Source organism: Bradyrhizobium sp. AZCC 1610 (assembly GCF_036924515.1).
Lineage (GTDB): Bacteria > Pseudomonadota > Alphaproteobacteria > Rhizobiales > Xanthobacteraceae > Bradyrhizobium.
Genome location: NZ_JAZHRR010000001.1, coordinates 3,142,437 through 3,169,213 on the forward strand (window position 1 = coordinate 3,142,437; position 26,777 = coordinate 3,169,213).

General features: G+C 63.7%; 23 protein-coding genes, 1 tRNA gene and 1 pseudogene. 12 read left to right on the plus strand and 13 right to left on the minus strand.

Going from position 1 to position 26,777, the window contains the following annotated elements; all coding sequences use genetic code 11:
• Nucleotides 1-363 precede the first annotated feature (363 nt).
• Nucleotides 364-543, minus strand: a complete 180-nt coding sequence (locus V1279_RS15555) for a hypothetical protein (protein WP_334437351.1) — start codon at nt 541-543, stop codon at nt 364-366.
• 836 nt (nt 544-1,379) lie between these two features.
• Here V1279_RS15555 and V1279_RS15560 point away from each other — a divergent pair.
• Nucleotides 1,380-1,679, plus strand: coding sequence for an H-NS histone family protein (locus tag V1279_RS15560; protein WP_334446402.1), 300 nt, complete (start codon nt 1,380-1,382; stop codon nt 1,677-1,679).
• Between the two features lie 201 nt (nt 1,680-1,880).
• On the opposite strand, the gene V1279_RS15565 is transcribed toward V1279_RS15560, so the two are convergent.
• Nucleotides 1,881-2,171: a hypothetical protein gene (locus V1279_RS15565; protein WP_334437354.1), complete on the minus strand. Its 291-nt coding sequence runs from the start codon at nt 2,169-2,171 to the stop codon at nt 1,881-1,883.
• Nucleotides 2,172-2,417: 246 nt separating this feature from the next.
• A complete protein-coding gene (locus tag V1279_RS37820; protein WP_442894773.1) occupies nt 2,418-2,669 on the minus strand; it encodes a PilZ domain-containing protein in 252 nt (83 codons plus the stop codon).
• Between the two features lie 261 nt (nt 2,670-2,930).
• Here V1279_RS37820 and V1279_RS15575 point away from each other — a divergent pair, with 261 nt between their 5' ends.
• Entirely contained in the window at nt 2,931-3,209 is a 279-nt protein-coding gene (locus V1279_RS15575; RefSeq protein WP_442894774.1) for a hypothetical protein, read from the plus strand.
• Nucleotides 3,210-3,259: 50 nt separating this feature from the next.
• Here V1279_RS15575 and V1279_RS15580 read toward each other — a convergent pair whose 3' ends face one another.
• Nucleotides 3,260-3,517, minus strand: a complete 258-nt coding sequence (locus V1279_RS15580) for a hypothetical protein (RefSeq protein WP_334437359.1) — start codon at nt 3,515-3,517, stop codon at nt 3,260-3,262.
• A 182-nt stretch (nt 3,518-3,699) separates the two neighbouring features.
• Complete coding sequence (locus V1279_RS15585) at nt 3,700-3,960, minus strand: DUF3551 domain-containing protein (protein ID WP_334437362.1); 261 nt, start codon at nt 3,958-3,960, stop codon at nt 3,700-3,702.
• A 552-nt stretch (nt 3,961-4,512) separates the two neighbouring features.
• On the opposite strand from V1279_RS15585, the gene V1279_RS15590 reads away from it, so the two are divergent.
• Nucleotides 4,513-4,809 carry a helix-turn-helix domain-containing protein gene (locus V1279_RS15590; RefSeq protein WP_334437365.1) on the plus strand — a complete coding sequence of 99 codons (297 nt, stop codon included), beginning with the start codon at nt 4,513-4,515 and terminating at the stop codon, nt 4,807-4,809.
• Nucleotides 4,810-4,978: 169 nt separating this feature from the next.
• On the opposite strand, the gene V1279_RS15595 is transcribed toward V1279_RS15590, so the two are convergent.
• Nucleotides 4,979-5,377, minus strand: coding sequence for a hypothetical protein (locus tag V1279_RS15595; protein WP_334437369.1), 399 nt, complete (start codon nt 5,375-5,377; stop codon nt 4,979-4,981).
• Nucleotides 5,378-5,566: 189 nt separating this feature from the next.
• Nucleotides 5,567-5,643: transfer RNA gene (locus V1279_RS15600), tRNA-Arg, on the minus strand.
• 326 nt (nt 5,644-5,969) lie between these two features.
• Between V1279_RS15600 and V1279_RS15605 the strand changes: the two are divergent.
• From V1279_RS15605 to V1279_RS15630, 6 genes and pseudogenes are all read left to right on the plus strand, one after another.
• Nucleotides 5,970-11,181: pseudogene (locus tag V1279_RS15605) on the plus strand (alpha-2-macroglobulin family protein).
• 65 nt (nt 11,182-11,246) lie between these two features.
• Nucleotides 11,247-13,406: a penicillin-binding protein 1C gene (gene pbpC, locus V1279_RS15610; protein ID WP_334437371.1), complete on the plus strand. Its 2,160-nt coding sequence runs from the start codon at nt 11,247-11,249 to the stop codon at nt 13,404-13,406.
• Between the two features lie 79 nt (nt 13,407-13,485).
• The gene (locus tag V1279_RS15615) at nt 13,486-15,228 is read left to right on the plus strand and encodes an ArnT family glycosyltransferase (protein WP_334437373.1); all 1,743 of its coding nucleotides are present in this window, start codon (nt 13,486-13,488) and stop codon (nt 15,226-15,228) included.
• 1 nt (nt 15,229) lies between these two features.
• Complete coding sequence (locus tag V1279_RS15620; protein WP_334437375.1) at nt 15,230-16,075, plus strand: phosphatase PAP2 family protein; 846 nt, start codon at nt 15,230-15,232, stop codon at nt 16,073-16,075.
• Between the two features lie 71 nt (nt 16,076-16,146).
• Nucleotides 16,147-16,890 (plus strand): glycosyltransferase family 2 protein, encoded by a 744-nt coding sequence (locus V1279_RS15625; RefSeq protein ID WP_334437378.1) that lies wholly within the window; start codon nt 16,147-16,149, stop codon nt 16,888-16,890.
• A complete protein-coding gene (locus tag V1279_RS15630; protein WP_334437381.1) occupies nt 16,890-17,228 on the plus strand; it encodes a lipid-A-disaccharide synthase N-terminal domain-containing protein in 339 nt (112 codons plus the stop codon). The genes V1279_RS15625 and V1279_RS15630 overlap by 1 nt, the downstream gene beginning before the upstream one ends.
• On the opposite strand, the gene V1279_RS15635 is transcribed toward V1279_RS15630, so the two are convergent.
• Nucleotides 17,229-18,917: a Na/Pi cotransporter family protein gene (locus V1279_RS15635; protein WP_334437384.1), complete on the minus strand. Its 1,689-nt coding sequence runs from the start codon at nt 18,915-18,917 to the stop codon at nt 17,229-17,231. It lies immediately after the preceding gene.
• Between the two features lie 284 nt (nt 18,918-19,201).
• Here V1279_RS15635 and V1279_RS15640 point away from each other — a divergent pair, with 284 nt between their 5' ends.
• The gene (locus tag V1279_RS15640) at nt 19,202-19,447 is read left to right on the plus strand and encodes a PilZ domain-containing protein (protein ID WP_108519442.1); all 246 of its coding nucleotides are present in this window, start codon (nt 19,202-19,204) and stop codon (nt 19,445-19,447) included.
• 167 nt (nt 19,448-19,614) lie between these two features.
• The gene (locus V1279_RS15645; protein WP_334437385.1) at nt 19,615-20,442 is read left to right on the plus strand and encodes a tetratricopeptide repeat protein; all 828 of its coding nucleotides are present in this window, start codon (nt 19,615-19,617) and stop codon (nt 20,440-20,442) included.
• A 144-nt stretch (nt 20,443-20,586) separates the two neighbouring features.
• On the opposite strand, the gene V1279_RS15650 is transcribed toward V1279_RS15645, so the two are convergent.
• From V1279_RS15650 to V1279_RS15670, 5 genes are all read right to left on the minus strand, one after another.
• Nucleotides 20,587-21,870 (minus strand): AAA family ATPase, encoded by a 1,284-nt coding sequence (locus V1279_RS15650; RefSeq protein WP_334437386.1) that lies wholly within the window; start codon nt 21,868-21,870, stop codon nt 20,587-20,589.
• Nucleotides 21,867-22,607, minus strand: coding sequence for a CpaD family pilus assembly protein (locus V1279_RS15655; protein ID WP_334437387.1), 741 nt, complete (start codon nt 22,605-22,607; stop codon nt 21,867-21,869). The genes V1279_RS15650 and V1279_RS15655 overlap by 4 nt, the downstream gene beginning before the upstream one ends.
• 40 nt (nt 22,608-22,647) lie before the next feature.
• Nucleotides 22,648-24,108 (minus strand): type II and III secretion system protein family protein, encoded by a 1,461-nt coding sequence (locus V1279_RS15660; RefSeq protein ID WP_334437388.1) that lies wholly within the window; start codon nt 24,106-24,108, stop codon nt 22,648-22,650.
• A 17-nt stretch (nt 24,109-24,125) separates the two neighbouring features.
• Nucleotides 24,126-24,914, minus strand: a complete 789-nt coding sequence (gene cpaB, locus V1279_RS15665) for a Flp pilus assembly protein CpaB (protein ID WP_334437390.1) — start codon at nt 24,912-24,914, stop codon at nt 24,126-24,128.
• Nucleotides 24,915-25,185: 271 nt separating this feature from the next.
• Nucleotides 25,186-25,812, minus strand: a complete 627-nt coding sequence (locus V1279_RS15670; RefSeq protein ID WP_334437391.1) for a GntR family transcriptional regulator — start codon at nt 25,810-25,812, stop codon at nt 25,186-25,188.
• 162 nt (nt 25,813-25,974) lie between these two features.
• Between V1279_RS15670 and V1279_RS15675 the strand changes: the two genes are divergently transcribed.
• Nucleotides 25,975-26,775, plus strand: coding sequence for an enoyl-CoA hydratase/isomerase family protein (locus V1279_RS15675; protein ID WP_334437393.1), 801 nt, complete (start codon nt 25,975-25,977; stop codon nt 26,773-26,775).
• Nucleotides 26,776-26,777 lie beyond the last annotated feature (2 nt).

Sequence of the window (26,777 nt, forward strand, 5' to 3'; positions counted from 1 at the left end):
GCGTGCCGACGATCAAAGCAATTCGAGAAATTGCCAGATGATCAGCAGCACCACGATTACGAGCATGACATGATGATCTTGCGGACGATCCCGCTCATCGCACTTCCTTTCGGCTGCGCGCGCCTGAAATCGATGCTGGCAGTTGGTCACCCGGGCTTCAACGCCGCCGATGGACCCGCCGGTCAGGCCGGGGCCGCCGTGGGTTCCAAATTCACCTTAAGTTCGCCGGTTGCTCCGACGGCGGGATTTCGGACCCCTAACCCAGCAGCCTGTAGACGATGCTGGTCGACGCGCCAGCCAGGCAGAACGCCAACGCCATGCACACCAGCACCTCGTCGCGATCGAATTCGGGTGGTGGCGGGCTCAACGGATCCTCGCGGTCGGCCGTTTCAATTCACGAGATAGGGAAAACGTGTCGAGGGCGCTCTGTTCCCAATCTCGGGCGATTTCGGTTCGTTTTTGCGCCGTTTCGGTTCCCTTGACGCTCGGATGCCAGCGCCAGTCATCTATCCCGATCATAAAACCGTTATGATTCAACAGCATTTTAAATTCTCTTTAAGTTAGAAATGAGTTCCTGTTCAGGCCGCGCCGCCGTGCGGCCCGAATAGCCGGGCGCCGCCCCTTCACCTACCCCAGGGAGGCGAGCGCTCGGCTATTGTGGGCAGCTCACTAGCCGCGGCGACAAAGCCGTCGACGGGCCTCTTCGGCTGGCGCACCCAGGATTTGCGCCGGGCAAGCGGCGTGTCGCTGATGTGCCCGGCAGCGGATCTGCTTGCCGTTCTCGAGACTGGTAACGACGAAGATGGTGCCGAACGCCTCGGTGCGATGCGCGCAGAAGACCTCATTGGCCTTGAAGCGCTTGCGGCGCGCGTCCCACTTGTCCTCCCAGTAGACGGAGGCCCGCCTGAGGTTCCAGCCGCAAGTTCCATTTTGACTTTGGCGCTGGCATGGCGGGGCTGCGGCGGTATTGCGCCGAATGGAAGCGGACGCTCTCGTTGCGTGTCGTTACGCGTTGCTCTGCCTGCAGCGGATTAGTGCGCAGCACCGAACGCTTGAGCTGCCGAAATGACGTGCGATTAGGGAACCGTCAACGAGATGCCTTTAGCTTCGGATTTTCTGATCGCGCAAATCTATCACCAGTTGTGAAGGAAAATTTGGGTGCGCTTTAAAACAGATTCTGTCATGGTTGCATTACCAAAAGAGGTCAACCGGCTGGAACTTTACAATCTAAAGAGATAATCCGGTTGAAACTTTAAAGGCCGAAAGAGTACTTAAAGAGATGCAGAATCGGCCTTATTCTCCTCATGTTTTCTATCAACGATGACAACTGCGTCGAATCATGATTGGGGACGGTCGTGAACCGGAATGACTTCAAATCGATGTCCACGGATGAGTTGTGGGCACTCCACGAAGAAATCGCATCCAGGCTTGCAGCCACGCTGCTCGCGGAAAAGCGTTTGCTTGAAAATCGCCTGAAGCAACTCAAGGGTGGCCTCGAAGCTGAGCGCGAGAGTTCGTCGACAGGGCGGCGCCCATATCCGACCGTCGTTCCGAAGTTTCGGAATCCGGATCGGCCGTCCGAGACTTGGGCGGGACGAGGGAAGACGCCGCGTTGGCTTGCTGCAAAATTGAAGTCCGGCAGGCGGATCGATGACTTCCGAATCAGGCATGTAGCATAAGAAGCTTTGCAGCCGGTCGGTTGCGGCATGCTTGCACTTCGGCCAGTCCACGAATTGGCCACGTGAAGCCTGCGGATGCCGTGCCGACCTGCTGCGGGTCGCTAATGCGCGCGAGTTCTTGAATGCGCGCGCGTTCGTGGCTGTTCGGCTTGGAAGGCTTTCCGGCGCTTCGGCTACATCCCTGGTGATGTCGATCTGGATTCAGATGCTGGCGTCACGGTCGCACTTCAGATTGCCTTGACCTTGGCGCTCGGGATTGAGTGTCCTTTCGGCATGCGCTTCCAGGGCTCTGACAATTCCCATGCGCGCAAACAGCATGGGACCGCGATCTTCGGCGGCATCGATGAGCATCTGCACGGCAAGCCGCCATTCCTGACCATCACGTTCTGGCTGAGGAAGCTTCCTGATGTAGTCGGCTGCGTCTCGCAGGGTTTGCGCAGGCGGTCCCTCCGGGAGAGGGACAGGCTGCGCGAACGGACGATCCCAGGACATTTAGTCGAACTCCCGTCACAGACCTCCCACGACCCTAAGCGTGAGAAGGATGCGCCAAGGCGCACAACCCGGCAATGGTTGTCTTCCGATGGAGCCGGAAGCCGGAGATTCGACGCGGAGTCTCGCTGTTAGTTCCATTCCCCGAGATTGTTTGTTCACAGTTCCAGTCCGGCCCAATCTCCCCGGAACTCTCTGTGCTGCAGGGTTCGGCGCCGCGGCTCCGGGTTGAGCCCGGTTGCGGAAAGATCAGTTTTGAAACGCAACACCGACGAAATCGCCTTGCCGCCAGATCACGCGGCACTCGCGAACGGTGTGAAAATTGTCGAAGCTCAATTCGAAATTCAGCGGCAGCACATTGAGGCCGTGGAGTTCGATTCCGGCCCCGGAATTCGTGACGTCCTGAACGCGGCAGGTGAGGACACCGCGCTGCGCGTCAAAGAACAGCAGCGCGTCTTTCGCGATCGTCGTCCTCGCCACATATCGGCGTTCGGATTCCATCCGGGTTACCAACAGTTCACGCCAGGCCCGCGCTGGCAGAGGCTAGCGAATTGCGCTCAGGCGGCAATCAGCTTCGGCCTTCTTCGTAAACAATCAATTTTAATCATTGCGGAAAGTCGCATTTACGAGGGAGCAGCCATCGTCAGGACGGGTGCCGTGGCGGGTTAAGCACAGCTCCGCCTGTTCCGCGCGCGGAACTCACAATCAGGCTTGATGTGCCGGTGAAAGCCGGGCCTCTTTTAATACGCAGAGGGGAATCACATGGGCTTACGTTGGATGTGCGTGCTGGCGCTGTGTTTGGGAACACCAAGCGCCGGCTTTGCGGGTGAACAGTCTGGTGTTTTGCGTCGAATTTCGTGTCCTGTCGTGCGCTATTACGTGGCGCAATACAGTGCGCCGGCCGCCGAGCAGTGGGCCCGCAGCAAAGGCGCGAGCGACGCCGAGATCGAAGCCGCCCGGCGCTGCCTGAGGCCCGACACCACGCGAACGGCCAAGGCCCCACAGAGGCGGCCGCTCGCGCTCGGCACTTACGGCTGGTGAATAGCCGGCAATGCGGCGGGCGGGACGCGGCGAGGCTGCGCGTCCGCTTTTCAGACTTCCCGATCCTCGAATCCGTATTCGCGATAGATGGCGGCGCGATCAGCGTGGGGGTTTAGCCGGCACTTTGCCTGGGCGAGATGCAGATTGAGGGTCCCTGGCTGACAATTGGCTGCCAACAGTTTCCGGATGTCGTCCATCTGCTGGCGCGATTGCTGGGTCGGTTCGAGCTGCTCAAGCGCGACCAGCGCCGTCGCCAGCGCTTCCGTGACGACCCATTCGTCGTGGCCGGTAATTCCCTTTTTTGGCATGACGACCCGCATCCTTCGTCAGGGCAACGGCGCAATTCCCGGCCGGCATCGTAGGCTCACGTTCAAGTCGAGTCGAGAATGACGTCGAAATTGCGAACGCCGCGCCGCGGCTGTCCTGATTATTTGTGGGCGATCCCGGCGCGGCTTGGACCGACCTGCGTCCAGCCCATGCGCTGGACCGGTCAATAGGGCTGGCGCTGCCGGCGGTCCCGCCGCGCTTTTCCGCCTGCGTAATACGGGTTGACGATGCATTGTGCCGAGCGGCCCGACGCCGACATATTGCACTGTGCCAGCGAGGTATAACCGCATTCGAAATAATAGTCGGTAAAGCCCTGATAAACCTGCAGGCAGACCGGATAACGCGGATCATAGGTCTGGGCTTGAGCAGGCGAGATTGCTGCAGCCGCTGCGATCGTCAGAAATGCCAAAGCCGGAATGCGCATGAGATATCTCCCTCGGACTATGAAACTTGCCCAACAGCCATAACGCCATGTCGGTTCCGACACTAGCCGCTCAGGGCGGTTCGAGAAAACTTGGCCCTTCGTTCTGCCGTAACCGACAGCCAGCGGAGAATACGCTTGCTTGCTCGCTCCGATCCGAATCCCAATTCAATGCCCCGACTGATCCAATGAGCTAGTACGCGGTATGGCTCGAACGGTTCCGCTCAGTGTCGTCGAGACTCCGAGTTTCTGTTTGCGACCAGCAAGATCATGAGCGACGAAGAGCGTGCGGTTCTGGTCGATTATCTTGCCTACAACCCGACGTCCGGTGACCTGATTCCCGGGACCGGTGGCGTACGGAAGCTGCGGTGGGGTTTGGAGGGGCGAGGCAAACGTGGCGGGCGCGCGTGATCTATTTTTATCACGACGCGGGCGTACCGCTCTTCGCTCTGGCTGCGTTTGCCAAGAACGAGCGGGCCGATCTGAGCCAGAAGGTCGTAACGACTTCCGGCAGCTTACGGCGCTGCTGGCCGTCAAATTCAAGAGGAGAAAGCCATGAGCAAGGTTGCCGACAGTATCCGGCGCGGCCTTCGGGAAGCAGTGACGTATGCCGAGGGGAAAGCGGACGAAAACACCTATCGCGTCCATGTGCCTGCTAGGATCGATGTGAAGGCGATCCGGACCGGTTTGGACATGACACAGGAAGAGTTCGCTGGCCAGTTCGGCTTCAGCATCAACACATTGCGCCATTGGGAACAGGGCTCGCGTCAACCGGAGGGGCCAACACGGGCTTATCTTCTCGTCATCGAGCGTGCGCCCAAGGCAGTTCAAAAAGCATTACGGGTGGGCTGAGGCGCGGGCTTCGGCGAGCGGATGCCGGAATGTGTAAAGTGAGCAGTGAGTAGCCCGCATGACCCGACGGGTCGCGCGCCTGCGCGCCCGATGACCGACTCCGCGAGACGCGGAGCAGAAAAGCCGGATATCGTTTCGCCCATCTGGGCTAGGTTTGCTTCGGCATCTCCTAACTTATGTAGGGCTCCAGCTCACCAAGTTGTACGCAGCATCGCTTCAGGCGGCCGAGGTGTCGCCGACGAAGCGATGTCGTTCCGCGATTCCAGATGGCGACAATCCATTCTTCGTCGCGCTCGTCGAGATCGAGCCGCGCCTCGTAGGCGCGCTGGATCAGGTTGCTGACATTGATGTTACCGTCGATCTTCGAGATCAGCTCATTGTCGTCGCGAACTTCGAACAGCACCTCGGCCTGCCGCGTGCTGAGCCGGTCGGGCGGTCGAGCGACCAGGCTTTCGAGAAAATCCCGCTCCCAATCGGTCAGATCGGGAAACAGCAGGCACTGTCTCACCATCAAAATGAAACGCGAAGGATCGCGCCCGACTGCATCCATCTCACGGTAAGAAGCCAACGCGACCTCCTGTGGATAACGCCTGTACAAGCACGGGAAAAGTAAGTGATTTGCGGTGGATCCGCAGCGCTAAAATCTGCGCGTCAACACAGAAAATCGCGACCCCGGAATGCTTGGCAGGATTCCCGCCTGACGCCTGCTGATTTTGCCAATTACCGCAACTGCGGCAGGGCTTTTTGCTAAAGGTGGTGGCGATCCCAGCAGGATTCGAACCTGCAACCCACGGAGTAGAAATCCGTTACTCTATCCAGTTGAGCTATGGGACCGTCTGGGCGGTAGCCGCCCTAGGTATCCGCCTTATAGGCCTTCCTTATCTAGCACTGCCAATATGAAAAATCCGCCTTCCCGCCAAGACGGTCGAACCGATTTCCTCAACTTCGCGACCAAGGCAGACGGTGGGCCCTTGCCTGTGGTCCGCCCCTGACACAAGGCCAGCCGCCGGCACCCCGCCGGGCGGTGCGGCCGGGACCGCTTGGACTGCCAGCGCCATGCATGCGACCTTTTCGCAAGCCGATGTTACCGCCATCAGTCCGTCACCTTTTCGCGCCTTTTTTGACGCTACGCGGCTGATGTCCGCGGCAAGGAGCCCATCATGATCGGTTTGGTTCGCGCCACAGTGATTTGCGCCACGCTGGCGCTTGGCCTGACGGCGGCAGGGGCCGCGGACAAGGCGTTCAAGCGCGCCGAGCTGGCCGATTCGGCCGTCAAGCTGGAGGCCCAGATCAAGAGCGAGGCCGGGCCGGTCGCCAAATCCTCCACGACCCTGCGCAACGACGCCGACGCCGCTTTCAAGCGCGCCGACTTCCGCGTCGGCCTGCAGATCCTCGGCCAGATCGCCGCCACCACGCCCGAAGACAGCGCCAACTGGCTCAGACTCGCCAAAACCATCTTCCAGATCCGCTCCGCCAGTTCCAGCGAACAGACCTTCCTGTACGAGCGCGCCTCGACCGCGGCCTATATCGCCTATCAGCGCGCCGGCAACCAGGCCGAGGAGGCCGATGCGCTGGCCGTGCTGGGGCGGGCGATGTCCGAGCGCAAGCTGTGGCGTCCGGCACTGGATAGCTTGCGGCTGTCGCTCGACATGCGCGAGGTCGCCGAGGTTCGCGGCCAGTACGAGAAGATGCGCGACCAGCATGGCTTCCGGCTGCTGGACTACACCGTGGATTCCGACGGGGCCTCGCCGCGCGCCTGCTTCCAGTTCTCCGAGGATCTCGCCAAGCGGGTCGACTTCGCGCCGTTCCTGGCGCTCGCCGGCACCGACAAGCCGGCGCTGACGAGCGAGGGCAAGCAGCTCTGCGTCGACGGGCTGAAGCATGGCGAGCGCTACAACATCAATCTGCGCGCCGGCCTGCCGTCCACCGTCAAGGAGAGCTTACCGAAATCGGCCGAGTTCAACATCTATGTCCGCGACCGCAAGCCGTTCGTGCGCTTCACAGGCCGCGCCTATGTGCTGCCGCGTACCGGCCAGCGCGGCATTCCGGTGGTCAGCGTCAATACGCCGTCGGTGAACGTCAACGTGTTCCGGATCGGCGACCGCAATCTGATTAACACCGTGGTGGACAGCGATTTCCAGAAGGCGCTCTCCAGCTACCAGCTCTCGGATTTAGGCAACGAGCGCGGCGTCAAGGTCTGGTCCGGCGAACTCGCGACCGCCTCGACGCTGAACCAGGACGTCGTGACGGCATTCCCGGTCGACCAGGCGCTCGGCGACCTGCAGCCGGGTGTCTACGTCATGACGGCCGCCGCCAAGGGGCCCGGCAGCGGCGACGATGACGGCTCGCTGGCGACGCAATGGTTCATCGTGTCAGACATGGGCCTGACGGCGTTTTCCGGCAATGACGGCATCCATGTCTTCGTCAATTCGCTGGCTTCGACCGAGGCCGTCGCGAAAGCCGAAGTGCGGCTGGTAGCGCGCAACAACGAGATCCTCGCCACCCGCAAGACCGACGATGCCGGCCACGTGCTGTTCGAGGCCGGGCTGGCGCGCGGCGAGAGCGGGCTTTCGCCGGCGCTTTTGACTGTCATGAGCGACAAGGCGGACTACGCCTTCCTCAGCCTGAAGACCAACGCCTTCGACCTCACCGATCGCGGCGTGTCGGGCCGCGTGGTTCCCCCCGGCGCCGACGCCTTCGTCTATGCCGAGCGCGGGGTCTACCGTTCGAACGAAACGGTTTACCTGACTGCGCTGCTGCGCGACGGGCAGGGCAACGCCATGGCCGGCGGGCCGCTGACGCTGGTGATCGAGCGGCCGGATGGCGTCGAATTCCGCCGTGCCGTGCTGCCGGATCAGGGCGCGGGCGGCCGCTCTCTTGTCCTGCCGCTCAATTCCGCGGTCCCGACCGGGACCTGGCGGGTGCGCGCCTTTACCGATCCCAAGGGCACGTCCGTCGGCGAGACCACCTTCATGGTCGAGGACTACATCCCCGAACGGATCGAATTCGACGTCTCGGCCAGGGAGAAGATGATCAAGGCTGAGACTCCGGTTGAACTGAAGGTGGCCGGCAAGTTCCTTTACGGCGCCCCAGCCTCGGGCCTGCAACTCGAAGGCGACATGCTGGTGGCCCCCGCAGCCTCCGGGCGGCCGGGCTATCCCGGCTATCAGTTCGGCGTGGGCGATGAGGAGACCGCCTCCAACGAGCGCACCCCGATCGAGAACCTGCCTGAAGCCGACGCCAATGGCGTTGCGACCTTCCCGGTCTCGCTCGCCAAGGCGCCGACGTCCACCCGTCCGCAGGAGGCGCAGATCTTCATCCGCATGGTGGAGACCGGCGGCCGCGCAGTCGAGCGCAAGCTGGTGCTCCCCGTGGCGCCGACCGCGGCCCTGATCGGCATCAAGCCGCTGTTCGGCGACAAGAACGTCGCTGAAGGCGACAAGGCCGAGTTCGACGTGGTCTTCGTCAGCCCGGACGGCAAGCAACTGCCGCGCGACGGCCTGCGCTATGAACTCTTGAAGATGGAGTCACGCTACCAGTGGTATCGCCAGAACTCGTCCTGGGAATACGAGCCGGTGAAATCGACCAAGCGCGTCGCCGACGGCGACCTGGCGCTGACATCAGACAAGGCGGCGCGGGTGTCGGTCGCGCCGGAGCCCGGCCGCTATCGCCTCGACGTCAAATCGACCGAGGCCGACGGGCCTGTCACCTCGGTGCAATTCGACGTCGGCTGGTACTCCGACGGTAGCGCCGATACGCCGGATCTCCTGGAAACCTCGATCGACAAGCCGGAATACGCTTCGGGCGACGCCATGGTGGTGTCGGTCAATGCCCGTACCGCCGGCAAGCTCACCATCAACGTGCTCGGCGACCGCCTGCTGACGACGCAGACCGTCGACGTCAAGGAAGGCACCCAGCAGGTCAGGCTTACCGTCGGCAAGGACTGGGGCACCGGCGCCTATGTGCTGGCGACGCTGCGCCGACCGCTGGATGCGGCGGCGCTGCGGATGCCGGGGCGGGCGATCGGGCTAAAATGGTTCGGCATCGACAAGAAAACGCGCACGCTGCAGGTCGCGCTGTCGCCGCCGCCTCTCGTTCGGCCCGGCACAAGCTTGAAGATTCCCGTCAAGCTCGGCGGGCTCAATCCCGGCGAGGACGCCAAGATCGTCGTCTCAGCGGTCGATGTCGGCATTCTCAACCTTACGAATTACAAGCCGCCGGCGCCCGATGATTACTATCTCGGCCAGCGCCGCCTCACGGCCGAAATCCGCGACCTCTACGGGCAGTTGATCGACGGCATGCAGGGTACGCGCGGCCAGATCCGGACCGGCGGCGATTCCGCAGGCGCCGAGCTGCAGGGCTCGCCGCCCACGCAAAAACCGCTGGCGCTCTATTCGGGGATCGTCACGGTCGGGGCTGACGGATCAGCGGAAATCAGTTTTGATATTCCGGAGTTCGCCGGCACCGCCCGCGTCATGGCGGTGGCGTGGAATTCGACCAAGCTCGGCCGGGCGACGATCGACGTCACGGTGCGCGATCCCGTGGTGCTGACGGCGACGCTGCCGCGCTTTCTGCTCAACGGCGACAAGGGCACCATGAGTTTCGACCTCGACAATGTCGAGGGCGCGCCCGGCGATTACAGCATCAGCGTCAAGGCCTCGGGCCCGGTAAAGGTGACGGGCAATCCCACCAGCACTGTAAAGCTCGCGGCCAAGCAGCGGACCTCGATGGCGCTGGCGCTCGACGCCGGCGGCGCAGGCACCGCCAATCTCGACGTCGACATCAAGGGCCCGAACGGGCTGACGCTGGCGCGGCATTATGCGCTCGACGTCAAGGCGGCGACGCAGGTGCTGGCGCGGCGCTCGATCCGGACATTGGCAAAAGGCGAGAGCCTGACGCTGACGTCGGACATGTTCTCCGACCTCGTGTCCGGCACCGGCAGCGTGTCGCTGTCGGTGAGCCTGTCCACCGCGCTCGATGCGGCGACCATCCTGAAAGCGCTCGATCGCTATCCGCACGGCTGTTCCGAGCAGATCACCAGCCGCGCCATGCCGCTGCTCTATGTCAACGACTTGGCAGCGGGTGCGCATCTGGCGATGGATACCGCGGTCGACCAGCGCATCAAGGATGCGATCGAACGGCTGCTGGCGCGGCAAGGCTCGAACGGCTCGTTCGGCCTGTGGTCGGCTGGCGGCGATGACGCCTGGCTCGACGCCTACGTGACCGACTTCCTGACCCGCGCCCGCGAAAAGGGCTTTTGCGGTGCCGGACGTGCTGTTCAAGAACGCGCTCGACCGCATCAGAAACTCCGTGGTCAACGCCAACGAGCCGGAAAAGGACGGTGGCCGCGATCTCGCCTACGGCCTCTACGTGCTCGCTCGCAATGGCGCAGCCCCGATCGGCGATCTTCGTTACCTCGCCGACACCAAGCTGAACAATCTCGCCACCCCGATCGCGAAATCGCAGCTCGCGGCGGCGCTGGCTTTGGTCGGCGACAAGACGCGGGCGGAGCGGGTCTATGGCGCGGCACTCGACGCGCTGGCGCCGAAGCCCGTGCTCGAGTTCGGCCGCGTCGACTACGGCTCGGCGCTGCGCGATGCGGCGGCGCTGGTTTCACTCGCCAGCGAAGGCAACGCGCCGCGGGCAACGCTGACGCAGGCCGTCCAGCGGGTCGAAGTCGCGCGGGGGCTTTCGTCCTACACCTCCACGCAGGAGAATGCGTGGCTGGTGTTGGCCGCGCGCGCGCTGTCGAAGGAAACCTTGGCGCTGGATATCGATGGATCGCCGGTGAAAGCCGCGGTCTATCGCAGCTACAAGGCCGACGCGATGGGCGGCAAGCCGGTCAAGATCACCAACACCGGCGATGCGCCGGTGCAGGCGGTGGTCTCGGTCTCGGGTTCGCCGGTTACCCCGGAGCCTGCGGCGTCGAACGGCTTCAAGATCGAGCGCAATTACTTCACGCTCGACGGCAAGCCGGCCGACGTCACCAAGGCCAAGCAGAACGACCGCTTCGCCGTGGTGTTGAAGATCACCGAGGCCAAGCCGGAATACGGGCACATCATGGTGGCCGATTATCTGCCGGCCGGGCTCGAGATCGACAACCCGCGGCTGGTGTCCTCGGGCGATTCCGGCACGCTGGACTGGATCGAGGATGGCGAGGAGCCGGAGCATACCGAGTTCCGCGACGACCGCTTCACGGCGGCCATCGATCGCGCCAGCGACGACAAGTCGGTGTTCACGGTCGCCTACATCGTGCGCGCAGTGTCGCCGGGCAAATACGTGTTGCCGCAGGCCTATGTCGAGGACATGTACAACCCCTCGCGCTACGGCCGCTCCGGCACCGGCTCGGTCGAGGTGCGTCCGGCGAAATGAGTGAGGCAGGCAACCATAGTTCATCGTCATGCCCGGGCAAAAGCGCGAAGCGCGTCTTCGCGCAGATGTCCCGGGCATCCACGTCTTCCTTGATTGAAGGATGCAAAGACGTGGATGGCCGGGACAAGCCCGGCCATGACGGTGGTGGTGGCCGGCGGTGCCTCGTTCGTTTGGCCGCAGTCGTTTCAGTCGCAATCGCGGTTATCGTCGGCGGCTTCGCCGCCTGGGTTGTCTCGCTTGGACCGCTGCCGCTGGAAGAGGCGCGAAATGTCTCGACCACCATCGTCGACCGCAACGGCAAGCTGCTGCGCGCCTATGCCATGGCCGACGGCCGCTGGCGGCTGCCGGTCGATACGAAGACGGCGGTCGATCCTACCTATCTCAAGCTGTTGCTGGCCTACGAAGACCGCAGGTTCTGGTCGCATGGCGGCGTCGATCCGCTGGCGCTCGGACGCGCGGAGTTGCAATTCGGCAGCAGCGGCCACATCGTCTCCGGCGGCTCGACCATCACGATGCAACTGGCGCGGCTGATGGAGCCGCGGCGCGAACGTTCGGTCTATGCAAAACTGCGGCAGATGGTGCGCGCGGTCCAGCTCGAACGGCAATTGAGCAAGGACGAAATCCTCGATCTGTATCTGGCGCTGGCGCCGTTCGGCGGCAATCTCGAAGGCGTCCGCGCCGCATCGATCGCCTATTTCGGTAAGGAGCCGAAGCGGCTTTCGCTTGCGGAGGCGGCGCTTCTGGTCGCGTTGCCGCAATCGCCGGAACGCCGCAGGCTCGACCGTTATCCGGAAGCCGCCCATGCCGCCCGCGACCGCGTGCTGGCGCGGATGATCGAGGAGGGCGTCGTGTCGCCGGAGGATGCGGCGCAGGCCATGGCGGTCGCGGTACCGAAGTTCCGCAAGCCGATGCCGATCCTGGCGCCGCATTCCTCCGATGCCGCGATGGCGACGGTGACGGATAAACCGGTCGTCAGGCTGACGCTGGATTCGAGCTTGCAGAAAACGCTGGAAGCGCTGGCGCGCGACCGCGCGATGGCACAGGGGCCGAACATTTCGGTCGCCATCATCGCGGTCGACAATGAAAGCGGCGATGTACTGGCCCGCGTCGGCTCCTCGGACTATTTCGACGAGCGCCGCGCCGGACAGGTCGACATGACGCGCGCGGTGCGTTCGCCGGGCTCGACGCTGAAACCGTTCATCTACGGGCTCGCCTTCGAGGACGGCTTTGTGCACCCCGAGAGCCTGATCGATGACCGTCCCATTCGTTTCGGCTCCTATGCGCCGGAAAATTTCGACATGACGTTTCAGGGCACGGTGCCGGTGCGCAAGGCGCTGCAGCTCTCGCTGAACGTGCCGGCGATCGCGCTGCTCGACCGCGTCGGCTCCAGCCGGCTGTCGTCGCGGCTGAAGCAGGCCGGCGGCAACCTCGTACTGCCCAGGGACGAAGCGCCGGGCCTTGCGATGGGCCTTGGCGGCGTCGGCGTCACCTTGCAGGATCTGGCGCAGCTCTACACAGGGCTGGCGCGGCTGGGTGCGGCGAAGCCGCTGCGTGAAATCATGCTCACCAGTGACGAGCGCGAGCCGCTGCGGCTGATGGACCAGGTCGCCGCCTGGCAGGTCGGCAACGTGCTGCTTGGCACGCCGCCGCCGGAAAACGGCGTGCACAACAGGATCGCGTTCAAGACCGGCACCAGCTACGGCTATCGCGATGCGTGGTCGGTGGGTTTCGATGGCCGCATCACGGTCGGCGTGTGGGTCGGGCGTCCCGACGGCGCGCCGGTACCGGGCCTAGTCGGCCGCACCGCCGCCGCGCCAATTCTGTTCGACGCGTTTGCGCGCACTGGCAAGATCCCGGCGGCGCTGCCGAAGCCGCCGAAAGGGGCGCTGATGGCCAGCAATGCCAAGCTGCCGTTGCCGTTGCGGCGCTTCCGTCCCGTTGGCGAGTTGATCCGGACCGGCAGCGATCAGGTGCCGCGTATCCAGTTTCCGCTGAATGGTTCGCGGATCGACGTTGACCGTTCAGGCGGCGGGCAGGCCGCGCCGATGCCGGTCAAGGTGGCCGGCGGCGTGCTGCCGCTGACCATCATGCTGAACGGCACCTCGGTCGGCGAAATCGACAGCCGGCGCCAGCGCCTGGTCGACCCGCCCGGGCCGGGTTTTGCCAGGTTGACGGTGATCGACGCGACGGGGGCGGCCGACACCGTTGTGATCCGGGTACAGTAAGGAAAAAGCGCCCGGGGACAGTCGGATAGGGCGAATTTGTGGTGTTGTTTGCAGTGCGGTTTCATCGTATGCGAACAAGATGGTGGAAACCTTGCACCCCCCACGCTTTGGAGCGGGCCAACAGCCTGTAAAACCTGCGCATTCTGGCCGCAGGGTGGCCGCGGCGTTCGACTTCGCGACAGCGAACCATTTTCGCGCCATCGTGTTCCTGGTGCTCTGCGGCATCGTGCTTTTCCTGCCCGGCTTCTTCAATATTCCAGCGATCGATCGCGACGAAGCGCGGTTCGCGCAGGCGACCAAGCAGATGGTCGAAAGCGGCGATTTCGTCGACATCCGCTTTCAGGACGACGTCCGCTACAAGAAGCCCGTCGGCATCTATTGGCTGCAGGCCGCCGTGGTTGAAACCGCCTCGTCGCTCGGCCTGCCGCGGGCGCAGTTGCGCATCTGGCTGTACCGGATTCCCTCCCTGATCGGCGCCATCGGCGCGGTGCTCCTGACCTATTGGGCGGCGCTCGCCTTCGTGACGCGGCGCGGGGCCGCGCTGGCGGCCTTGATGATGTGCAGTTCCGTCCTGCTCGGCGCCGAAGCCCGGCTCGCCAAAACCGACGCGATGCTGCTGTTGACCGTTGTCGCTGCGATGGGGGCGATGGCGCGGGTCTATCTGTCCTGGCAGCGTGGCGAGGATCCGATGCGTCCGCCCTGGAGCGCGCCCGCGATCTTCTGGACCGCGCTGGCCGGCGGCATCCTGCTCAAGGGGCCGCTGATCCTAATGTTCGTCGGGCTGACAATCCTGGCGCTCGCGATCCTCGACCGCTCGGCGGCGTGGCTGTGGCGGCTGCGCCCGGTCTGGGGGCTGATGTGGACGCTGGTGCTGGTGCTGCCATGGTTCGTCGCGATCTTCTGGCGCGCGGGTGAGGCATTCTTTTCCAATTCGCTCGGCGGCGACATGCTGAGCAAGCTTGGCGCGCAGGAATCCCACGGCGCGCCGCCCGGCCTCTATCTGCTGCTGTTCTGGGTCACGTTCTGGCCGGGGGCGGCGCTGGCGGGGATGGCGGCGCCGGCGGTGTGGCGCGCGCGGCGGGAGCCCGGCGCGCAATATCTCTTGGCGTGGCTGGTCCCGTCCTGGATCGTGTTCGAACTGGTGCTGACCAAGCTGCCGCATTACGTGCTGCCGCTCTATCCGGCGATTGCGATCCTCACCGCCGGCGCGCTCGAGCGCCGCGTGCTGTCGCGGTCCTGGCTGAGGCGCGGTGCGGCATGGTGGTTTGTCGTTCCGGCGGGGGCATCCGTGATCGCCGTCATCGGCGCCATCAAGCTGACGCATTATCCGGCCTTTCCGGCCTGGCCCTTCCTGGCGGCCGCGATGATTTTCGGCCTGTTCGCGTGGTGGCTGTTCGAGGACAGCCGCGCCGAGCGCTCGCTGTTGAATGCGGTGGTCGCGGCGATGTTTCTGGCGGTCGGAATCTACGGCATCGTCATGCCGTCGCTGACCGCCATGTTTCCGAGCGCCGAGATCGCGCGTGCGCTTCGTAACGTGGTCTGCGTCGGGCCGAAAGCCGCCGCGTCGGGTTTTCATGAACCGAGCCTGGTCTTCATGACCGGCACCGGCACGCTGCTCACCGACGGATCTGGAGCTGCGGATTTCCTCGGGCAAGGCAGTTGCCGCTTTGCGTTGGTGGAATCGCGCACCGAACGCGCCTTCGTCCAGCGCGCCGAAGCCATCGGGCTGCGCTACAACGTGGCGACGCGGATCGAGGGCTATAATATCTCGCAGGGAAAGGCGATCTCGATCGCCATCTTCCGCTCGGAAGGCACGGAGTAGGATGTCCGCAAACTCCGTGGCCGCCGAATCCCAAAACTATGCTTCGCGCTTCGTGAAGCTGGCGTGGTTGTCGCTGGCGCAGCTCGTGCGCTCGCCGTCGCATTCGCGGCGCGCCGAGGCTGCGCGGCGGGCGGCACGACAGGTGTTGTGGCTGTCGGCTGGTCTCGGCGCTGCGATCATCGTGCTGATGTATGCGATCGACGCGTGGGAAATCGCCCAGATGCCCAAACGCGGCACGCCGTCGCTGTGGTGGGTCCGCATTCTCACCGATTTCGGCAAGGACGAATATGTGCTGGCGGTGTTGGCCGGACTGCTGATTGCGGTTGCGATCGTCTCGCCGGCCTTGCGCGGCATCCAACGCTCGCTGTTGCTTGGTCTGGGAACGCGGCTGCAGTTCATTTTCTGCGCGGTGGCCGTGTCCAGTCTGGTCACCGAAGTGCTGAAATACAGCATCGGCCGCGGCCGGCCGTTTGTCGGCGGCGAGGCCAATGTCTTCCTCTTCTCGCACTTCGCTGACAGCTCGGCCTATTACAGCTTTCCTTCCGGCCACGCCACGACCGCCTTTGCGCTTGCTTTCGCGGTGTCGGTCGTCTGGCCCAGGGCGCGCCTTGCGATGGCCGTCTATGCCCTGATCATTGCGGCGACCCGCCTGGTGCTGCTGGCCCATCATCCAAGCGACGTTGTGGCCGGCGCGATGGTCGGCATCATCGGTGCGATGTTCGTGCGATACTGGTTTGCGGCCCGGCGGCTCGGATTTGCGATCCAGCGCGACGGCAGCATCGTGACCCTTGTCGGGCCCTCGTCCGGGCGCCTCAAAAGGGTTGCCCGCGGCGCTTTCGCCCCATAAAAGCGGACGCCGCCCGACGGCCCGATACGCCCGGTTCCGGGTTCTCCCAAACCAACCAGACGAGTGCCGATTTGACACCTTCCGACACAGATGCGGTCGCCGTTTCCATCGTTGTGCCGGTGCGCAACGAAGCGGAGAACGTCGCGCCGCTGGTTGCGGAAATCGTCAGCGCGCTCGACGGCCGATGGGGCTACGAAATCATCTACGTCAATGACGGCTCGACGGATGCGACCGCCGGACGGCTGGCTGATCTGATGAAGCAGCACAGTCAGCTCCGGCAACTCAAACACGCCAATTCTTCCGGGCAGTCGGCGGCGGTGCGCAGCGGGGTGCGGGCCGCGCGCGGCGCCATCGTGGCGACGCTGGATGGCGACGGCCAGAACAATCCGGCGTTCCTGCCGGACTTGATCGCGGCGGTCGAAAACGGCGGCGGGCGCGTCGGCCTTGCGGCCGGTCAGCGGGTCGGGCGCAAGGATACCGGCTTCAAGAAGCTGCAGTCGAAGATCGCTAACGGCGTGCGCAATGCGATCCTGCGCGACGGCACCCGCGACACCGGCTGCGGGCTGAAGGCGTTCCCGCGCGAGGTGTTCCTCTCGATGCCTTATTTCGATGGTCTGCATCGGTTCCTGCCGGCGCTGGTACGCCGCGAAGGCTTTGACATCGCCTATGTCGACGTCGTCGATCGTCCGCGCCGTTCCGGCGTGTCCAATTACGGCTTCTTTGACCGGCTATGGATCGGGATCATGGATCTTGCCGGCGTGTGGTGGCTGATCCGCCGCAAGAAGCCGGCGCCCGCTGTGACCGAGGTTCTCTGATGCTGATTCAATACGGCCAGGCGCTCGGCGATTATCTCTACGACGTCTTCGTCGCCAAGTTCGATTTCTGGCTGGCCTTCGGGCTGTGCGCGCAATTGCTGTTCACCGCCCGCTTCCTGGTGCAGTGGATATCGAGCGAGCGTGCCGGGCAAAGCGTGGTGCCGATGGCGTTCTGGTTCTTCTCGATGGGAGGCGGCATGATGACGCTAGTCTATGGCATCGCGAAGCGCGAACCCGTGATCATCATCGGCCAATCGCTGGCCACGATCATCTACATCAGAAACATCATGCTGATCGTGAAGAACCGCGGCAACGCGTCGAAGACGCTGGATCGTTGATCATCCGCGGCCCGGGACCGGCGTCGGCAGCGCCGGCAACTCGCTTTCGGCATTGCGATGGGCGGCCAATTCGCCCGCGGCGTCCAGCACGGGGTAGGCGACCGAGCAGATGTGCGAGTGGATGCGCCTGAGGTCGCGCAGCACGTCGAGATGAAGCGAGGTGGTCTCGATGGTTTCGGGCCGGCCTTCGCGCAAGCGGTCGAGATGCCGTTCGGTCGCGGCCAGTTCGGCATTGCGCAGCGCGCCCTTCTCGGCCAGAAGCTTTCGCGCCTCGTTGACGTCTCCGGACATGAAGACGCCGAACGCGATCCGAAGCGAATCCATCGTGCGCTTGTGGAACGCGGAAAGCTCCTCGGCGCCCTCGGCCGAGAACTGGAAGCGGCGTTTGATCTTCTTGGTTGCGAGCTCGCTCAGATTCTTGTCGATGATGTCGCCGATATGCTCGAGGTTGATGGCGAAGGAGACGATCTCCATCGCCCGCTGTCCCTCGCGCTCGTCGAGGCTGCCGCGGGTGAGTTTCGTGACGTAGAGCTTGATCGCCTCGTCGAGGCTGTCGACGCGGTTATCCATCTGCGAGACCTGGTCGACCAGCGCCCGGTCGTTGGTCATCATCGCCGCCATCACCTTGCGCAGCATGATCTCGACATGATCGCCCATATGCAGGGTCTCGCGGGCGGCATCGGCCAGAGCGAGCGAGGGCGTCTCCAGCGCGCTCTCGTCGAGATAGCGCGGCCCTGACGCGTCGGCCTCCTTGACGCGCTCGGGCAGCAACGCCTTCAACAGCCGCGCCATGCCGTCGAGTAGGCCGATGAAGAGAAGTGCGGTCGCAACGTTGAAGGCGATGTGGAACAGCGCGGTTGCCTTGGCTGCATCCGGCTGCCACGAGATCAGAAGGTCCGCGATCGGCTGCAGGAACGGCGCCACCAGCAGGATGCCGGCAAGACGGTTGACGAGGTTGCCCAGCGGCAGGCGATAGCTCGCGGGATTGTCGCGGCGCGCGCCCTCGACGATCGGATTGATGGCGCTGCCGAGATTGGCGCCGAGCACGAGCGCCAGCGCCGCGTACGGCGTGATGAAATGGGCATAGGCCAGCGACATCACCAGCAGCACGCTGGCGACGCTGGAATGCACGACCCAGGTCACGATCGCGGCGAACAGGATGCAGAGCACGGGATCGCCGGTGATGGCGTTCATGAACACGCGCACGCCCGGCGCGTTCTCTGCCGGCGCCAGCGTATTGAGCAGGATATGCAGCGCCAGCAGCATCAGGCCGAGCCCGATAAAGACGCGGCCGATGTCCTTGACGCGCGAGCGGGGCCCGCTGCGGAAGGCGACCAGGCCGATGATGAACAGCACCGGGGCGACCGCCGCGATGTTGAACGACAGGATCTGCACGATCAGCGTGGTGCCGACATTGGCGCCGAGCATGATGGCGAGCGCGGGGACGAGGCTGACGAGCCCCTCCGACGTAAACGAACTGGTGATCAACGCCGTCGCGGTGCTGCTCTGGAGCAGGGCGGTCAGACCGAGGCCGGCGCCAAAGGCGGTGAAGCGGTTGCTCAGGGCCTTCGCCAGCAACAGTCGCAGGTTCGGCCCGAACGCGCGCAGGATCCCGCTGTGGACCATATGCAGGCCCCACAGCAGCAGGGCGACGCCGCCCATCAGGTCGAGAAGAACCAGACTTCCCATGCGCTTTTCGTTTCCGCCAAATCGAGTCGAGGGGTCAGGCTATCGACTAACGAGGGGGGATCAACCCTTTAATTTGCCGAAAATTGCGCCGCTAAGGCGCCGTCGCTGGTGCGGTTGTCGGCCGTTCGAGGACATCGGCCTTCAGCCAGAGCGCCAGATTCGGTAAACGGAGTTCGAACACATCAGTTACATTGCGAGCCGTTGCGATAGGCCAATTCCAACAATTCTTCGGTAAAGCTGGTGCACCATCGGGTGAGTCACATCGAGCAGGGTCAGGGATCGAGATGTATGCGAATCGTCGCAGCAGCGAACGTCGGGCGTGCAGAAGCTTTGCAAAAATACAATTCGCGACCGGTGGGCTACCGCGCGATTGCATGATTTCCGACGTGTCGGATGGCGGTGTGAAGATCATCGCCGAATATCCCGAAATTCCTTCCGAATTTACGGTGATCTTCTCGGAGGGCAGGCCGCGTCAGTGCCGGCTGGCCTGGCGGATTGGCTGCGAACTCGGCGCGCAGTTCGTCGACTAGGCTCGGCAGCGCCGCGGTACGGACGGCGCGTGACAGACGCGAACGCACGGCGGGCGGCGAGGGCTCGGCGGAGGTCACTGATTACCGCAAAAGTGGGGCGAGCTTAACCCGAAGTTAGGGTTAAGCTGTGAACACTTCTGGACAGTTCCCGCCGCGAGTCGAGCTACATGTCCCAGAAGTCGCCCCATCCGTTCCGCGCCACGCGGCTTCTTGCGTGCACATCGATTTTGGTTTTGGCGTTGGGGCTTGGCAGCTGCCAGACCTCCGGACTGTCGGACATCACCGGTTCGATCGACGAGAAGGTCGACACCGGCCGCGCCAGCGATCCGCGCCGCGACCTCGATCTCTATCAGGAACGCTATCGCGCCAATCCGAAGGATGCCGACGCGGCGCTGAAATACGGCAAGGCGCTGCGCGCGACGGGACAGCGGTCGCAAGCGGTTGCGGTGCTCGAACAGGCCACCATCGCCCATTCCGGCAACAAGCTGCTGCTCGCCGCTTACGGCCGCGCGCTGGCGGACAACGGCAATTTCCAGCAGGCCTTCGATGTGCTCGGCCGCGCCCACAGCCCCGACGATCCGGATTGGCGGCTGCTCTCGGCGCAGGGAGCGACACTGGACCAACTCGGCCGATACGAGGAGGCGCGGCAATATTATGCGAGCGCGCTGAAGATCGCGCCCGACCAGCCGTTGGTGCTGTCCAATCTCGGACTGTCCTACGTGCTTTCGAAGGATCTGCCCAAGGCCGAGGAGACGCTGCGCCGCGCCCACGGCCTCGCGGCGACCGATCCGCGCGTGCGCGCCAATCTGGCGCTGGCAGTTGGTCTGAAGGGAAACCTTGCCGAAGCAGAAAAGATCGCCAAGGCCGATCTGCCGCCCGCCGAGGCCGCCGCCAACGTCGCGCAATTGAAGCGGATGCTGTCGCGGAAAGACAAGGAGAACGCGCGGGCCGAGGTCGAGAAGATGCCGATCGCCGCGGCCGGACGCTCGGACTAGAGCGTTTTCCAGCGAAGTGGGCACCGGTTCGCGTCAAGAAAACGCGTCAAATCAAAAAACTAGAGCCCCGTTCCGATTCCATCGGAACGAGGAAGGCTCTAGGCGTCAGGGGCCAAGCCGCGGCCGCCGCCGTTGTTCTCTCGCTCAGGCCCTGCGGGCCGTCGCGCCTTGCAGTTTCTTGATAATCGGCGCCAGGAACGAAGTCCGGGACCGCTTGGTCACGGCATGGCCGGTCAGGCGCTGCGCAATCTGCAGGAACATCTGGGTGGTGCGGTGCTTGGCGGCGATCTGCGCGATCATCTGGCCGTTATTGGCGGCGGTACCGAACATCTTCGAATCGAACGGAATCGCCGCGATCGGCTGGCTCTCGATCGCCTTGGCGAATTCGCGCGTGGAGATCTCCGGGCGCTTGTGCATGCCGACCTGGTTGAGGCAGTACAGCGGCGGGCGGTCGTTGGGCCGCGCCGCCTTCAGCACGTTCAGCATGTTCTTGGCGTTGCGCATGTTGGCGAGATCGGGCTCGGCGACGATCAGGATGTCGTCCGCGCCGACCAGCGTGCGCTTGGTCCACGCCGACCATTGATGCGGGACGTCGAGCACGATGCAGGGCGTGGTCATGCGCATCGTATCGAAGATCGCATCGAACGCATCGGCGCCGAAATCATAGACCTGGTCCAATGTTGCCGGCGCCGCCAGCAGATCGAGGCGGTCGGTGCATTTCGACAGCAGGCGCTCCATGAAGGCGGAGTCCGGCCGTTCCGGCTGGAAAACCGCATTGGCAATGCCTTGAACCGGATCCTGGTTGAAATCGAGGCTGGCGGTGCCGAAGGCAAGGTCGAGATCGATCACGACGGAATCCAGCGCGAGATCGCGCGCGATCGCCCAGGCCACGTTGTGCGCGACGGTGGAGGCGCCGACGCCGCCCTTGGCGCCGACGACGGCGATGATGCGGCCGACGGCCACGGCCTCGGAGGCCGCGTAGAGACCGCATATTGCGCGCACGACGTCGATCGGTTCGATCGGTCCGGTCACGTAGTCGCTGATGCCGCGCCGCACCAGTTCACGATAGGGCGTGACGTCGTTGGTACTGCCGATCACGACGACGCGGGTACCGGCGTCGCAGACGGTCGCGAGTTCATCGAGGGCTTCGAGAATGTCGGAGCCAGGCTCGGTCTCCAGCAAAATGACGTTCGGCGTCGGCGCCTTGTGGTAGGTCTCGATGGCGGCTGCAATGCCGCCCATGTGAACCGTAAGGTGGGCTTTGCCGAGACGGCGGTCTTCGCTCGCCGCGCGCACCGCGGTTGCGATCGCGACGCTGGCACAGAAGGCCTGTACCGATACACGCGGTGCCGGCGAGATGTATTCCTCGGGCTGCACCGGCGTGTCGTCCACTTGATCGTCGGAGTTTTGAAAGACGCGGCTGATCATTTTCCTGTATCGCTGAGTTTGGCCTGGTCGGCTTCGGGATAGGTGGTCGCGGTGGAAGTGCCCTTGCGGTATTTGTCAAAGGCGATGTTGCGCCGCGGCGTATAAGCGGGGCTTTCGGGACGCGGCTGCTCGAGATCGGCGGGATTGTCGATCATCGCGGCAAGGTTGCGCTGGGTAGCGCAACCGAAATTGTGGTACTGGCGGTTTTCGTTATAGGCGACGTTGTCGATGTTAGGTCCGAGGTCATGCGGCCACAGACCGCAAGGTCCCGCCACGGCCGTAATCTTCGGATAGCTGAGCCTGATCGTCGGCAGCGTCCGGGGATCGTCCGGCCGGTAGTGACGCATCGTGATGGCGCGCGAGGGCACGCCGCCCGCCATCAGCACCGACCGGATTTCCCGGAACGACGCCGCGGCCGCGCGCGCGTTCGGCGTATCGATCGGGACATCGGCGATAACAGCACCGGTGCCTTCACGTACCCAGGTCTGCGCCAGGCCCAGAACGTCGGCGCGCTGCGACCCGGAGAGGCCGCCGCGGGCATGACCGACGAACACCACGATCGAGCGGTTGGCTTCGGTCACCGCGATCGGATGACGGTGGCGGTAATCATCCGACACGCTGGCGGTCACGATTTCCGTGGTCTGCGGCGTGCAGGCGCCGAGCGCGGCCGAAAGGCCGAGCAGGGCGCCAAGCACGTGCAAGGCCTTGCCGCGATGGAGCGGAATTCTCGTTGTCATGGTTCTGTCCTCGTCCCCACTCGGTGAACAGCTCTGCGTCTCAATCAATGATGAAGCCAAAATTGCCATGGCTCCCGCTGACGGGATCGACGCTGGCGACGAGCCCGTAGATCCGGTTGATACGCCCGAGCAGCGTGGACTGGGAATCGGATGCCGGCGCAAAGCCGTCATCGGGCCGCGACAGTTCTTTCTGCGCGACCGCGCGGACGACGTAGGGCGTCACGAGAACCATCAGTTCGGTCTGGTTGTTGATGAAGTCCTGGCTGCGGAACAGCGCGCCCAGAACCGGCAATTGATCGAGCCCCGGCAGGCCGTTGACGGCCTGCTTGGTCTGCTCCTGGATCAGGCCGGCCATCGCCATCGTGCCGCCGGAGGGTATTTCCAGCGTCGTCTCGGCGCGGCGGGTCTTGATCGAGGGAATGGATGTTCCATTTTGGCCGCCCGTGAGCGAGTTTTCGGTCGAGACTTCCGACACTTCCGTCATCACCCGCAGACTGATCCGTCCCTCAGTCAGGACTACCGGCGTGAAGTTGAGCGAGATGCCAAATTTCTTGAAGGCGACTGTCTGGACGCAATTTCCGATCGCGCCTCCCGTCGTCGTTTGGCAGGTTACGCCGGTCGGAATGGGAAATTCACCACCTGAGATAAACGTTGCGGATTCGCCTGATATCGCTGTCAGATTGGGTTCGGCGAGCGTCTTCACGACACCGGCCTTTTCCATCGCGCGAAGCACCGCCTGGACCGACGGCATCGAGCCGGCTGCTATGCCAAGGCCATTGCCGGGCACGAGGGCCGCGTTGTTTGCAGTGAAGGGATTGGTATTGTTGAAATTCACGGTCGTATTGCCGACATTCAATTGGGCGCTGAGATCGATGCCCATCTGTTTGACGACGTCCCGCCGGACCTCCGCGACGGTGACCTTCAACATCACCTGGTCGCGGCCGCGAACGACAATCGAGTTGACGACCTTCTCGGCGCCGCCGACCAGCCGCGCGGCGACTTCGCCGGCCTGCTGGGCTTCGACCGGGCTCGATACCGAGCCGGTCAGCAGCACGCTATCGCCGACGCCCTCGATCTGAATCCCCGGCATCGACTGCCGCAGCGCGGCCCGCACACCGTTGAGATCGCGCTTGACCGCGATGTCGTAGGAAGCGATCTGCTGGCCGTCGCCGTCGAAAAACACGACGTTGGTCTGGCCGACTGCACCGCCGATGATATAGGCGCGTTGCGGGGAGCGAATGACGGCATTGGCGATCTTCGGATCGGCGACCAGCACATCCTTCACGTCGCGCGGCAGGTCGACAACCATGGACTTGCCGATGCCGAGCGACAGGAAGCGCATCTTGGCCGAGCCGATGGCGGAGGTCGTCACGGGATCTTTGTCGGACTCGGCTGCGACGACAGGCAGCAACGGACTGAGCGTCAGCGCGGCAACGGCCGACAATAACAGGGTGCGCGCCGCCACGGTTCGCATCGCTGACTGATTTTCCCCAAACTTCATTTCAGGCGTCCTTTCGGTCACTTCTGTGCCGTCGTTTGATTGGCGACTCCGTAGCGAACCACGTTGACGCTCTCGCTTCGTTTTTGATCTTCGGACCGGCCTTCAGCCGTCGCGTTGACATCGGTGATGCTGCGCAGCGCGAGCGCCAGCGTGCCGCTCTGGCGTGCGCGCGCCAGCGCCTCGGCTTGCTCGGGCTTCAGTTCGAGTGTGACGGTGCGGCCGACGAGGGCGTTGACGCCCTCTTTTTCCTTCGGCGCCTGATCGATCGCCAGCACACGGATATTGGAGAGAATGATTTCCGACTGGGCGACATCGGGTCCGTTGCCATCCGGATTCTTTTCGCGCTTGGAGAGGATGACGTCGACGCGGTCATTGGGCAGGATGAAGCCGCCGGCGCCGGTTTCCGGCGAGATCTCGGTCGAGATCGCCCGCATGCCGGTCGGCAGGATCGCTGCCATGAAGCCGGAGCCGTTGGCCTTGACCAGCTTCTGCTCACGGATCGGCTCACCCGCGATGAAGGGAGCGCGTGCGATCGAACCGGCGATTTCCTTGATGGCCTCGGCCCTGCTGGCGCGGTTGACCAGATTGTTGCCGGCGGAAGCCGGCCAGGTCTGCCATTGCAGGTCCTCGGGCTTGACCGGCTGGCCGAGCCCGATGTCGGACTTTGCGACCAGTATCTCCACCGTCGGCAACTGTGCGACCGGTTCGGCGGGCTGCGATTTTTCTTCGGTGCCACGGGCGAGATAGGCGGCGACACCGCCGGCACTCAACGCGATGATCAGAACGACGACACGTGCGATATTCATACGCTTTTACTACTCTTACGCAGGGACGTCCCAACTGCACGGCAATAGCCATCCCCGGAGGTATGACTAGGCATCAAAGGTATAAGGGAACTTGAGGCGTGAAGTTTTTGGCTGATCGGACGGCGGGATTCACCGTCATGGTGAACGGGTGGTTATCGTTCGGAGAAAACCACTCCGCAAAAGCCCGGAGCCGTTGGTTGCGGGCGCGTCAGCGGTCGAATTCGCCAATGGAGATGGACGTGCGCTTCGATCGGCATCAAGCCTGACGCAGCTATGACGCGCGAGCCTGATCTTGAGGCTCGGTCTCCGCGAAGCCTGCCTGCAAGACCTCGTCGCGCTTGTGGCGCAGATGCGCGCGCAGGATATGCGACAACCCCACGCCGTCGCGGCGTTGCAGCGCATTGAGGATCGCTTCGTGCTCCTGCATCGCCAGCGCCCAGCGCCGCGGTGTCATGGGCGTGACATAGCGCGCGCGGCGAATGCGGGCCGTGACGGATTCATAGAGACCGGACAGCACCGGGTTGCCGGCCGCGGCGATGATCGCCTCGTGGATATAGCGGTTGCAGCGGTAATACTGCAGAAGGTCGCGATCTTCGTAGTGCCGGGCCATCGCGGCGTGGGCGGCGGCGACGTCGGCGATCTCGGCATCCGTGATGCGCTCGCAGGCGAGCTCACCGGCTAGCGCTTCAAGCCCCTGGCACACCTCGAACAGGTCGCGCATGTCCTTGTCGGTCAGCCTGGCCGCGCGCGAGCCGCGGTTCGGCAGCAATTGGACCAGGCCCTCGGCGGCGAGCACCTTGAGGGCTTCGCGCAGCGGCGTGCGCGAGATCTGCAGCTTTTCACAGAGGTCGCGCTCGGGAATCCGCGCGCCCGGCGGAATCTCGCCATCGAGCAGCATGGTGCGGACGCGGCCTACCACTTCCTCATGAAGCATTGCCGTCAAAAATCCAGTTTGAATGCAAAAATGGCTATATCACCAGGTTTTGGCTAGTTCCAGCTTGATGAATCATATTTTTGCATTCAGAATTGGTTAACATCGATTAAAGAAGGGCCCGGCGACATGGATCAGGACGTAACGGTACGGGAGGGTGAGCTCCTGTTTACCGTCGATGACGGCATCGGCCGGGTAACCTTCAACCGGCCGGAGGCGCGCAACGCCTTCACGTTCGAGATGTACGAGCGGTTGGCCGAAATCTGCGAACGCGCCAACCGCGACCATGCGATCAAGGTGCTGCTGCTGCGGGGCGCCGGCGACAAGGCGTTTGCCGCGGGCACCGACATCAACCAGTTTCGCGCCTTCAAGACGCCGCAGGATGCGCTCGACTATGAGAACCGCATCGACCGCGTGCTCGGCATTCTCGAAACATGCCGGGTGCCGACCATTGCCGCCATCAATGGCGCCTGCACCGGCGGCGGCGCGGGCATCGCGGCCAGTTGCGATCTGCGCATCGGCACCAGGAGTACGCGGATGGGGTTTCCGATCGCGCGCACGCTGGGCAATTGCCTGTCGATGTCGAATGTCAGCCGCATTACCGCGTTGATCGGTCCGGCGCGCGTCAAGGATCTGATCTTTACCGCACGTCTTGTCGAAGCCGGGGAGGCGGCCGCCGTGGGCCTGCTCACGGAAGTCGTCGATGATCTGGACGCGCTCGACAAGCGCGCCGATGAGATCGCCAAGTTCGTTGCCGGCAACGCGCCGCTGACGCTGAGCGCGACCAAGCAGGCGGTCGCCCGGTTGCAGAACCGGCTGACGCGCGATGACGGCGAGGACCTCATCTTGATGTGCTACACCAGCCAGGATTTCCGTGAAGGGCTCGACGCGTTTCTCACCAAGCGCGCGCCGCAATGGCGCGGTCAATAGGA

Coding starts and splice junctions, on each gene's coding strand:
- V1279_RS15655 (WP_334437387.1), bottom strand. CDS start 22,607: ATGACAACGAGAATTCCGCTCCATCGCGGCAAGGCCTTGCACGTGCTT.
- V1279_RS15675 (WP_334437393.1), top strand. CDS start 25,975: ATGGATCAGGACGTAACGGTACGGGAGGGTGAGCTCCTGTTTACCGTC.
- V1279_RS15645 (WP_334437385.1), top strand. CDS start 19,615: ATGTCCCAGAAGTCGCCCCATCCGTTCCGCGCCACGCGGCTTCTTGCG.
- V1279_RS15560 (WP_334446402.1), top strand. CDS start 1,380: ATGTCCACGGATGAGTTGTGGGCACTCCACGAAGAAATCGCATCCAGG.
- pbpC (WP_334437371.1), top strand. CDS start 11,247: ATGTCCCGGGCATCCACGTCTTCCTTGATTGAAGGATGCAAAGACGTG.
- V1279_RS15590 (WP_334437365.1), top strand. CDS start 4,513: ATGAGCAAGGTTGCCGACAGTATCCGGCGCGGCCTTCGGGAAGCAGTG.
- V1279_RS15660 (WP_334437388.1), bottom strand. CDS start 24,108: ATGAAGTTTGGGGAAAATCAGTCAGCGATGCGAACCGTGGCGGCGCGC.
- V1279_RS15620 (WP_334437375.1), top strand. CDS start 15,230: ATGTCCGCAAACTCCGTGGCCGCCGAATCCCAAAACTATGCTTCGCGC.
- V1279_RS37820 (WP_442894773.1), bottom strand. CDS start 2,669: ATGGAATCCGAACGCCGATATGTGGCGAGGACGACGATCGCGAAAGAC.
- V1279_RS15575 (WP_442894774.1), top strand. CDS start 2,931: ATGGGCTTACGTTGGATGTGCGTGCTGGCGCTGTGTTTGGGAACACCA.
- V1279_RS15630 (WP_334437381.1), top strand. CDS start 16,890: ATGCTGATTCAATACGGCCAGGCGCTCGGCGATTATCTCTACGACGTC.
- V1279_RS15650 (WP_334437386.1), bottom strand. CDS start 21,870: ATGATCAGCCGCGTCTTTCAAAACTCCGACGATCAAGTGGACGACACG.
- V1279_RS15565 (WP_334437354.1), bottom strand. CDS start 2,171: ATGTCCTGGGATCGTCCGTTCGCGCAGCCTGTCCCTCTCCCGGAGGGA.
- V1279_RS15670 (WP_334437391.1), bottom strand. CDS start 25,812: ATGCTGCTCGATGGCGAGATTCCGCCGGGCGCGCGGATTCCCGAGCGC.
- V1279_RS15585 (WP_334437362.1), bottom strand. CDS start 3,960: ATGCGCATTCCGGCTTTGGCATTTCTGACGATCGCAGCGGCTGCAGCA.
- V1279_RS15580 (WP_334437359.1), bottom strand. CDS start 3,517: ATGCCAAAAAAGGGAATTACCGGCCACGACGAATGGGTCGTCACGGAA.
- V1279_RS15615 (WP_334437373.1), top strand. CDS start 13,486: ATGGTGGAAACCTTGCACCCCCCACGCTTTGGAGCGGGCCAACAGCCT.
- V1279_RS15635 (WP_334437384.1), bottom strand. CDS start 18,917: ATGGGAAGTCTGGTTCTTCTCGACCTGATGGGCGGCGTCGCCCTGCTG.
- V1279_RS15640 (WP_108519442.1), top strand. CDS start 19,202: ATGTATGCGAATCGTCGCAGCAGCGAACGTCGGGCGTGCAGAAGCTTT.
- cpaB (WP_334437390.1), bottom strand. CDS start 24,914: ATGAATATCGCACGTGTCGTCGTTCTGATCATCGCGTTGAGTGCCGGC.
- V1279_RS15555 (WP_334437351.1), bottom strand. CDS start 543: ATGCTGTTGAATCATAACGGTTTTATGATCGGGATAGATGACTGGCGC.